This window comes from Cellulosimicrobium sp. AB352 (genome assembly GCF_049538415.1).
In the GTDB taxonomy this organism is placed as follows: domain Bacteria; phylum Actinomycetota; class Actinomycetes; order Actinomycetales; family Cellulomonadaceae; genus Cellulosimicrobium; species Cellulosimicrobium funkei.
The window spans coordinates 1-9181 of record NZ_JBMVFX010000041.1; the positions used below are offsets into that span (position 1 = coordinate 1).

Here is a 9181-nt window from a genome sequence, read left to right on the forward strand (position 1 = left end):
CCAGTGACCTGCGTCACTTTTCGGGAGCTCAGGAGCCTCAGCCCAGGAGCTGCAGCACCGACGACGGCGCCTGGTTGGCCTGGGCGAGCATCGCCGTCCCCGCCTGCGCCAGCACGTTCAGGCGCGCGCCGTCGCGCAGCTCCTGGGCGAGGTCGGCGTCCCGGATCCGCGACTCCGCCGCGCGCAGGTTCTCCCCCGTGCTGCCGGCGACGCGCGCCGCGTGGTCGAGCCGGTTGATCGTCGCGCCCATGCGCGAGCGCTCCTCCGAGACGCGCGAGATCGCGCGGTCGATCGCCTCGACCGCCGCACGCGAGGTCATGTGCGCGAGCTCGGGGTACCCCGCGCCGGTCAGGCTCACGCGCAGGTCGCCGTCGCCCGCGACGAGCACCGACGACACCGCCCACGTCACCCGCGGGAGCTGGACGGCGATCGTCGAGGCGGCGTCCCCCTCGGCACCGACCTGGAAGGTCACCGTCGGCTCGCTCGCGAGGAGGAGCTGGTCGGCGAAGGCCGACTCGTTGTGGGTCCGGCTCACCTCGCGCGCGAGCGCCGACAGCTCGTCCTCCATCGCGGCGCGCGCGTCCGGCCCGTTCGTGTCGTTCGCGGCCTGGAGCGCGAGCTCGCGCATGCGCTGGAGCATGCCCTGGATGCCGCCGAGCGCGCCGTCCGCCGTCTGGAGCATGGCGACCGCGTCCGCCGCGTTGCGCTGCGCGACGGCGCTGCCGTTCGCCTGGGCCCGCAGGCCCTCCGCCGTCGTCAGGCCCGCGGAGTCGTCCGCGGCGGTGGTGATCCGCAGGCCGGACGCGAGCCGCTCCGCCGACGCGCCCTGCTCGCGCTGCGTCGTCGCGAGGCGGCGGTACGTCGTCGTCGCCGCCACGTTCGTCACGATCGAGAGACCCATGCGTGCGCTCCTGTCCCGCGCGGCCCCGGGCGGGCCGGCTCGTCCGGTACCGGCCCGTCACCTCGACCGGCCTGCTCCTGGGGACTGTCGGACGCCGCGGCCCGACGGTGGCCGACACCGGTCGACGCCGTCGCGCCCCGCGTCACGACGCCGCGGGCACCGCCCACGCGGACCGCTGCGTGGCACCGCCCGCGACGCGCTCGCCCATCGCGGCGAGGTACTCCCGCCGGCGGGCCGTGAGCGGCGCGGCCGGGCCCTTCGCCTCGCGGCCCGAGTAGTGGGCCTCGAGCCCCTCGCGGAGCAGGCGGACCGCCTCGATCCGCGCGTGCGAGACGGTCGAGTGGCTGATCCCCAGCTCGGCGGCGAGGTCGCCGACGCTGCGCCCCGCGAAGTACACCTGCTCGACGACGTGCCGCAGCTGGTCCGGCAGCGCCGCCACCGCCTCGCGCACCACGTGCCGTTCCTCGACGGACAGGACCTGCTCCTCCGGGGTCGGCGCCTCGAGCGCGACGTGGTCGTAGGTGGTGTCCTCCATCGCCACGATCGAGCGGCCGGCGTCGTCCCGGGCCGCGCGCACGTCCGCGACCGCGACGCCCATCGCCTCGGCGACCTGCGCGTCGGTCGGCTCGCGACCGAGGGACGCGGTGAGCGACGCCGTCACGGCCGTCAGCGCCTTGATGCGGCGGCGCGCCGAGCGCGGGGCCCAGTCCTGCGAGCGCAGCTCGTCGGCGAGCGCCCCCACGATGCGGCGCCGCGCGTACGCGCCGAACGGGACGCCGCGGGTCGGGTCGAAGCTCGTGGCCGCCGTGGTGAGGGCGACGGCGCCGACCGACGCGAGATCCTCGCGCGAGAGGTGGTCGGCCCGCGCGCACAGGTCGGAGACGAGGAAGCCGACGAGGGCAAGGTTGTCGACGACGAGAGCGTTGCGCTCGGAGAGGTTCACGCCGAAGCACCTTTCTGCTGGGGCGGGCCCGGTACGGCACCGGGAGACGCGGGTGAGGCACGCGGTGGCACCGCGTCCTGACCTCTCCCATGCAGCGGGCGCGGGGATCAGCCGCCACATCCGCACCGCACGTGCCGACAGTGGGTCTCGAGCGGGCGCTGCCCGCCGCCCCGACCGACCACCGCGCACACAAGGGAGAGCCACGTTGGGCCCTCAGGAGCTGTCGACCCTGCTGTGGCGAGAGCGCGAGCTGCTCGAGATGCTGCTGTTCAAGCTCGAGGAGGAGCAGCTGCTCCTCACCGCCGGCCGCACCCGCTGGCTCGCCCACGCGAACCGCGAGGTCGAGACCGTGATGGAGAAGGTGCGCGAGGCGACCCTCGTGCGCACCGTCGCGTCCGAGACCGTCGCGGCCGAGTGGGGCCTGGCGCCCGACGCCACGCTGCGGGAGATCGCCGCGGCCGCCCCGGCCGCAGGCCCCTGGCGCGAGATCTTCGAGGGCCACCTCACGGGCCTCACGGAGCTGACGGTGCGGATCAAGACCGTCCGCGACACGAACACGCAGTTCGTCAACCACGCGTCGCGCTCCACGCAGGAGACGCTCGCGACGCTCGGCGGCGAGCCCCGCACCTACGACGCGACCGGTGCCACCACGGACCGGTCCGACGTCGCCCGCCTCTTCGACACGGTGCTGTAAGGAGTCCCGCCCATGAGCTCGTTCTCCATCCTCAACACCGCCTTCCGGGGCATGAGCGCCGCCCAGGCGGGCATCGACGTCACCGGTCAGAACGTGGCGAACGTCAACACGCCGGGCTACACGCGCCAGCGCGTGCAGCAGTCGGCCACGGCCCCGCTCACCGAGATGGGCCTGGGGCGGCTCTCGCAGTCCGCGCGGTCCGGCCAGGGCGTGACGATCGACGGCGTCGCCCGGCTCGGGAACCTCTTCCTCGAGTCGCGCGTGCGCCAGACGGCGTCCGCCGACGGGTACGCGAGCGTCCGCGCCGCGGCGTTCACGGCCGTCGAGGACATCCACGGCGAGCCCTCGGACACCGGGCTGTCCGCCGCGCTGCAGTCGTTCTGGGGCGCGTGGCAGGACGCCGCGAACTCCCCCGGCAAGGACGCCCAGGCCTGGGTCGTGGTCGAGGAGGCCGGCGCCGTCGTCGACCGGATCGTCGACGGCCGCGCCCGCGTGGAGGCCGCGTGGGGCCAGGCGCGCACGAGCGCGGGCTCGCTCGTGGCCGAGATCAACACGGTCGCCGACAAGATCGCCGCGCTCAACACGCGCATCCTCGACGCCTCGGGCCAGAACGGCTCCGCCAACGAGCTCGTCGACCAGCGCAACCAGCTCGCCGCCGACCTGGCGCGCCTCGCGGGCGCCCAGACGAGCACGAACCCCGACGGCACCGTCAACGTGCTCCTGGGCGGGAACCTCCTCGTCGACGGCCACCACGTGAACGAGGTCCGGCTCGTCGGGTCCTCGACGCTCGACGGCGCGGCCGACGACGCGGTGCGGCTCGAGTGGTCGCACCGCCCGGGCGCGGCCGTCGGGCTCGAGGGCGGCGAGCTCGCCGGGCACCTGTCGGCCCTCGCGCCGGTGTCGTCCGGCGGGATCTACGCCCAGGCCGCGGCGGGCTACGACGCGCTCGCGTCGGCGCTCGTCACGCAGGTCAACGCGCTGCACACGACGGGCCTGACGCCGTCGGGCACCCCGGGCGGAGCGTTCTTCGCGATCGAGCCGGGCAGGTCCGCGGGCGCCGGCCTGCGGGTCGCGGTGACCGCGCCCGGCCAGGTCGCGACCGCCGCCGTCGGCGCGGGCAGCCTCGACGGGTCGGTCGCCGACCGCATCGCCGCGCTCGGCAGCGCCGCCGGCGGGCCCGACGCGGTGTGGTCGACGCACGTCACGCAGCTCGCCGTGAAGTCGAGCTCGGCCGGCTACGACGCGAAGCTCGCGACCACGGCGTCCACGGCGGCGTTCAGCGACCTGCTCTCGCACTCCGCGGTCTCCCTCGACGAGGAGACCGTGAACCTCATGCAGTACCAGCACGCCTACCAGGGCGCGGCCCGCGTGCTCACCGCCGTCGACGAGATGCTCGACCAGCTCATCAACCGCACCGGCCGCGTCGGGCTGTAGCCCGCGACCAGGTCCGCAAGGGGAGAACCGTGCGCATCACCAACCAGATGCAGGCCTCGTACGTCACGAGGAGCCTGCAGTCCAACCTCGCGAGGATCGCCGAGCTCCAGGAGCAGGGCACCTCGGGGCGCAAGATCACGCGTGCCTCGAGCGACCCGTCGTCCGCGGCGGACGCCCTCGCGATCCGCGGCCGGCTCGCGGCCGAGCAGCAGTACGACCGGAACATCGCGAACGGGGAGGGCTGGCTCGCGACGCTCGACTCGACGCTCGGCACCGTGACCGACATCGTCCAGCGCGTGCGCGACCTCGTCCTCCAGGGCGCGTCGGACACGACGTCGGCGGAGGGCCGGGAGGCCGTCGCCGCGGAGCTCGTGGAGCTGCGCGACGAGCTGCTGCGCCAGTCGAACTCCACGTACCTCGGGCGCACCGTCTTCGCCGGGACGTCGGACGAGGGCGTCGCCTTCCGCGACGACTACTCGTTCACGGGCGGCGGGGCGTCCGTCGAGCGCCGCATCGGCGTCGACTCGACGGTCCGCGTCGACATCGACGGCGCCGCCGTCTTCGGCACCGGGTCCGGCTCGGTGTTCGCCCTGCTGGACACCGTGGCGGCCGACCTGCGCGCCGGCAACGGCAGCGGCGGCCATCTCGCCGCCGTCGACGCGCGGCTCGACGCGGTCCTCACCCAGCACACGACCGTCGGCGCGCGCCAGAACCAGCTCGAGCGCGCCGCCGACACCAACCTCGGCAACCGCACCTCGCTCGAGACGCGCCGCGGCGCCATCGAGGACGTCGACCTCGCCGAGCTCGCGATCGACCTCCAGCTCAAGCAGGTCGCCTACCAGGCGACCCTGAGCATCGGCGCCACCCTCCTGCAGCCCTCCCTCCTGGACTACCTCCGCTGATGACCACGCTCACCTTCGTCACCCCGCCTCCCGGCCTCGCGGCCCGCCGGTTCGAGCTGCTCACCGAGCAGGGCGACGGCGTCTACACGCTGTCCGCGCTCGACACCCCGGGCGTCGAGATGCTCGTCCTCGACCCCGGCCGCTGGGTGCCCGGCTACTCCCCCGCGATCCCGTCGTCCGACCTCGCGCGCATCGGGGCCGAGGACACCGACCCGCTCGTGCTCGTCGTCGCGAGCGTGCGCGCCGGCGGCGTCCACGCGAACCTCATGGCGCCGGTGCTCGTGCACCCCGACACGGGCGCCGCGGTCCAGTCCGTCCTCGACGGCCAGGGGCTCGACCTGCGACGGACCCTCGTCACCGCCTGACCTCGCGGACGACCGCGTCCCCACCCCGACCACAGCCACCCCGGCGCCGCTCACGGCACCGGGGTGGCTGTCCGTCGTCGTGCCGTGCCGTGCGGTGCCGGACGAGCACCGAGCCGGGACGACGAGAGGCCGGGCCCGGGGCGTGCGCCCCCGGCCCGGCCTCCGCACGGGTCTCGGTCCCGTCGCCGTCAGGCGAGGACCACCGTCAGCGCCCCGCCGCCGTAGCCGGCGATCTCGATCTCCGCGTCGAGCCGGCGACCGGTGCTGCGCAGGAACGACACGGGCGCGCCGGGCAGCGGCCCGCGCGTCGAGTCGAACACCTCCGCGAGCTTGAGGTGCGGCGCGTCCTCCGCGTTGAAGAGGGCGGCGGTGACGTTGAGGACCTCGGACAGGTTCTCGAGCAGGACGTCGCTCAGCGTGCCCTCGGCCGCCGCGTCCTGGGCAGGACCGGGCGGCACGAGGCCGATCGAGGCGCCGAGGTGGGCACCGAGCGGGACGTCGACGGCGACGACCGCCTCGACCTGCGCCCGGTGGCTGACGTAGGTCGCGGCGATGACGCCCGGCCTCGTCTCGGGCGTCAGGAGCGCGCTCGCGCGCACGGCCGTGCACCCGCGGCCGACCAGTCCCGCGTACAGGTCGCGGATCTCCTTGAGCTCGGGCAGGGGGGTCGTGGTCACAGGGGGCTCCTCCGGGGGGACGTGCGTCGGGTCAACGGACGTGGGGACGCAGGACGTCCTCGAACGTGTCCGCGTCGAACGGCTTGGCGATGAGGAACAGGGCGCCCTCGGCGTCCGCGAGCTCGCGCATCTGCGGCGAGCCCTCCGACGTGACGAACCCGAACGGCACGCTCGACCCCGCGGTGCGCAGCGCGCGCAGGACGTCGATGCCGTTCATCTCCGGCATGTTCCAGTCGGACAGCACGAGGTCCGGCTGCTCCGCCAGGGTGAGGGCGAGCGCCTCGGCGCCGTCCCCCGCCTGCAGGATCTCCCAGTCCTTGAACCCCGCCTGGCGCAGGGTCCGGACGACGATCTGCCGCATCACGCGGCTGTCGTCCGCGACGACGACTCTCACAGCTGTTCTCCGTCCTTCGAGGTCCACAACGAGATGACGAGGGGTTCGCCGCGCCACAGCAGCGCCTGCGCGTGGTCGGCCGCTCGCGCGACCGCCGGGCCCGTGGTGTCGACCACCGGCAGGGTGAGCGAGGAGCCGCCGTCGAGCATGCCCTTGAGGTTCCCGCCGACGACGTTCGCGACCTCGCCGAGCGCGTCGCGCACGTCGTCGAGACCCACGGTCTCGTCGTCGTCCAGCTGGAGGAGCGCGCGCGCGATCCGGTCCGCGGTCGGGCGGGCGGTCACGACGAGCGTGCGCCACGAGGTCGGGCCGACGATGTCGACCCACGCGTGCACGGGGTCGGGGATCGGCGCCCCGAGGGCGTCGACGGGCTCGAGCAGGCCCGGCTCGCCGTCGACCATGGCGGCGAAGAGGTCCTGGGCGATGGGCAGGACGCTCCGGGCGAGCGTGTCCCGGGTGTCGATCATGCGAGCTCCTTGGTCGGCAGCAGCCCGAGCATGTCGAGCTTGCCCATGAGTGCGTCCGGCGTGAACGGCTTGATGAGGTACTCGTGGGCACCGGCGGCGAGCGCGCGCACGATGCGCGACTGCTCGGACTCCGTGGTGATCATCATGAGCGTGAGGTCGCGCCACTCGCGGCGCGCGCGGACGGCCTGCACGAACTGCAGCCCGTCCATCACCGGCATGTTCCAGTCGACGCACGCGAGGTCGAAGCGCTCGCCCGCCTCGAGCAGGTCGAGCGCCTGGCGTCCGTCACCCGCCTCGGCGGTCTCGAAGCCGAGATCCCTCAGCGTCGTGGCGACGATGCGGCGCATCACGCGGGCGTCGTCGATGATCAGCGCTCTCATGCGCTGCCTCCTCGGAGTCGGTAAATGGAGCCCTGCGTGACGTCGACCCGTTCCCACGCGGGATCGACGCCGACGGTGGTCTCGGCGGCCCCCAGCAGGAGGAAGCCGCCCGGTCGCACCCGGCTGCGGAGCCGGGCGAGGATCGACTGCTTGGTCGGCATGTCGAAGTAGATGAGCACGTTGCGCAGGAAGACGATGTCGAACATCCGCGGCCCGGGCGGCGCCGTGAGGAGGTTGTGCTGCTGGAACGTGAGGTTCTCCCGCAGCGCCGGGTCGACCTCCCACTCGGCGCCCACGCGCCGGAAGTTGCGCACGAGCATGGGCGCGGGCAGGCCGCGGTTGATCTCGAGCTGGCTGTACCGGCCCGTCCGGGCCCGCTCGACGACCTGCGCGTTGATGTCCGTCGCGAGGATCCGGTAGCTCCGCACCCGCTCCTCGCGCAGGACCATCGCGATGCTGTACGGCTCCTGGCCGGTCGAGCACGCCGCGGACCAGATGCTGAGGTCCGCGCCCGCGAGCTCCGGCAGGATCGCCCGGCGCAGGGCGGTGAACGGCGAGGTGTCGCGGAACCAGGACGTCTCGTTGGTCGTCATGGCCTCGACGACGCGCACGGTCTCCGTCGGGGAGCCGCCCCGCAGGTAGCGGCGGACGTAGCTGTCGACGGCGTCGGGACCCTGCAGGCCCTTCTCGCGCGCGAGCGGCCCGAGCCGGGCCTCGACGAGGTACTCCTTGCCCGGCGCGAGCTGGATCGCGCTGTGCTTGCGGACCAGGTCGCTCACGTAGGCGAACGACTGGGTCGAGACGGTCATGCGTGCGCTCCTTCGGCCGCACCGACGATGGCGCGGGCGACCTGGTCGAGGGGAAGGACCGCGTGGGCGTGCCCCGCGGTCGTGACGGCACCCGGCATGCCCCAGACGACCGAGCTCTGCTCGTCCTGGGCGAGCACGTGGCCGCCGGCGCGGGCGATCTCGCCCGCACCGTCGCGGCCGTCGGAGCCCATCCCCGTGAGGACGACGGCGAGCAGGTCGCCACCGAGCGTGCGGACCGCGGAGCGGAACAGGACGTCGACGGCGGGGCGTGTGAAGTTGACGGGGGGCCCGTCCGTGACGAGGGTCGTCAGGCCCGTGCCCTGGCGGCCGAGCTCGAGGTGCCGGCCGCCCGGCGCCAGGTAGGCGTGACCGGGACGGAGCACCTCGCCGCCGGCGGCCTCGACCACGGTCGTGGGTCCCGCGCGGTCCAGGCGCTCGGCCAGCTGCCGCGTGAACACCGGCGGCATGTGCTGGACCACGAGCATCGGGACGGGCAGCGGCGTGGTCAGGGACGACAGCACGGTCCGCAGCGCCTCCGGCCCGCCCGTGGAGGAGCCGACGACGACCGCGCGCACGGGTCGGGCCGGGGCGGGACGCCGGACCACGGCCGTCGCCCCGCCGGACCGCGCCGTCGGGGCGGCGGGCGCGCGCGGGACGAGCGCCTTGATCTTCGGCGTGAGCTCCAGGCCGACGCGCTCGAGCGCCGTCTGGACCGACCCGCTCCCGCTCGGCTTGGTGACGTAGTCCGTGGCTCCGGCCGTCAGGGCGTCGAGCGTCGCGGACGCCCCGCGCTCGGTGAGCGTCGAGAACATCACGACGGGCATGCGCCGGCCGGCCGCGCGGAGCGCCCGGACCGTCTCGATGCCGTCCATGACGGGCATCTCGATGTCGAGCGTGACGACGTCGGGGTCGAGCTGCTCGACCTTCGCGAGGGCGAGGCGGCCGTCGGCCGCCGTGCCGACGACGGTGATCTCGGGGTCCCGGTCGAGCGTCTGCGCGACGAGGCGACGGATCACGACGGAGTCGTCGACGACGAGCACGCGGATCACGGTCGTCCTCCTCGGGCGCGGCGCGCGCGGGCCGCGCGGGGTGCGAGCGTCATGGTCGGCGGTCTCAGAGCCGGAACCGGGAGACCTGGGCGTCGAGCTGCTCCGAGACGTGGGCGAGCTCGCCGACGGCGACGTTGAGCTGCTCCATCGACCGGGCGCTCTCCCG

General features: G+C 74.3%; 12 protein-coding genes. 4 read left to right on the forward strand and 8 right to left on the reverse strand.

Annotated features, from left to right (window positions below; translation table 11 throughout):
• Positions 1-37: 37 nt before the first annotated feature.
• Both ACPCUX_RS18645 and ACPCUX_RS18650 read right to left on the reverse strand, forming a co-directional pair.
• Complete coding sequence (locus ACPCUX_RS18645; RefSeq protein ID WP_085388480.1) at positions 38-901, reverse strand: flagellin; 864 nt, start codon at positions 899-901, stop codon at positions 38-40.
• Positions 902-1043: 142 nt separating this feature from the next.
• On the reverse strand, positions 1044-1844 hold the full coding sequence (locus ACPCUX_RS18650; protein WP_043658103.1) for a sigma-70 family RNA polymerase sigma factor: 801 nt from the start codon (positions 1842-1844) through the stop codon (positions 1044-1046).
• A 205-nt stretch (positions 1845-2049) separates the two neighbouring features.
• Between ACPCUX_RS18650 and ACPCUX_RS18655 the strand changes: the two genes are divergently transcribed.
• From ACPCUX_RS18655 to fliW, 4 genes are read left to right on the forward strand one after another with little or no spacing between them, the layout of a single operon-like run.
• Positions 2050-2538 (forward strand): flagellar protein FlgN, encoded by a 489-nt coding sequence (locus tag ACPCUX_RS18655; RefSeq protein WP_021483253.1) that lies wholly within the window; start codon positions 2050-2052, stop codon positions 2536-2538.
• A 12-nt stretch (positions 2539-2550) separates the two neighbouring features.
• Positions 2551-3972 carry a flagellar hook-associated protein FlgK gene (gene flgK / locus ACPCUX_RS18660; protein ID WP_085388481.1) on the forward strand — a complete coding sequence of 474 codons (1422 nt, stop codon included), beginning with the start codon at positions 2551-2553 and terminating at the stop codon, positions 3970-3972.
• A 29-nt stretch (positions 3973-4001) separates the two neighbouring features.
• Complete coding sequence (flgL, locus tag ACPCUX_RS18665; protein ID WP_423389384.1) at positions 4002-4874, forward strand: flagellar hook-associated protein FlgL; 873 nt, start codon at positions 4002-4004, stop codon at positions 4872-4874.
• Entirely contained in the window at positions 4874-5239 is a 366-nt protein-coding gene (gene fliW / locus ACPCUX_RS18670; protein WP_021483278.1) for a flagellar assembly protein FliW, read from the forward strand. The genes flgL and fliW overlap by 1 nt, the downstream gene beginning before the upstream one ends.
• 188 nt (positions 5240-5427) lie before the next feature.
• On the opposite strand, the gene ACPCUX_RS18675 is transcribed toward fliW, so the two are convergent.
• The 6 genes from ACPCUX_RS18675 to ACPCUX_RS18700 are packed head-to-tail and all read right to left on the reverse strand — an operon-like array spanning position 5428 to position 9015.
• The gene (locus ACPCUX_RS18675; protein WP_021482434.1) at positions 5428-5916 is read right to left on the reverse strand and encodes a hypothetical protein; all 489 of its coding nucleotides are present in this window, start codon (positions 5914-5916) and stop codon (positions 5428-5430) included.
• A gap of 31 nt (positions 5917-5947) precedes the next feature.
• A complete protein-coding gene (locus tag ACPCUX_RS18680; RefSeq protein ID WP_043658110.1) occupies positions 5948-6310 on the reverse strand; it encodes a response regulator in 363 nt (120 codons plus the stop codon).
• Entirely contained in the window at positions 6307-6777 is a 471-nt protein-coding gene (locus ACPCUX_RS18685) for a chemotaxis protein CheX (RefSeq protein ID WP_085388482.1), read from the reverse strand. The genes ACPCUX_RS18680 and ACPCUX_RS18685 overlap by 4 nt, the downstream gene beginning before the upstream one ends.
• Positions 6774-7157 (reverse strand): response regulator, encoded by a 384-nt coding sequence (locus ACPCUX_RS18690; protein ID WP_021482437.1) that lies wholly within the window; start codon positions 7155-7157, stop codon positions 6774-6776. Before ACPCUX_RS18690 ends, ACPCUX_RS18685 begins: the two co-directional genes overlap by 4 nt.
• Complete coding sequence (locus tag ACPCUX_RS18695; protein WP_043658116.1) at positions 7154-7966, reverse strand: CheR family methyltransferase; 813 nt, start codon at positions 7964-7966, stop codon at positions 7154-7156. Before ACPCUX_RS18695 ends, ACPCUX_RS18690 begins: the two co-directional genes overlap by 4 nt.
• Positions 7963-9015 carry a protein-glutamate methylesterase/protein-glutamine glutaminase gene (locus ACPCUX_RS18700; protein ID WP_085388483.1) on the reverse strand — a complete coding sequence of 351 codons (1053 nt, stop codon included), beginning with the start codon at positions 9013-9015 and terminating at the stop codon, positions 7963-7965. The genes ACPCUX_RS18695 and ACPCUX_RS18700 overlap by 4 nt, the downstream gene beginning before the upstream one ends.
• Positions 9016-9181: the final 166 nt, after the last annotated feature.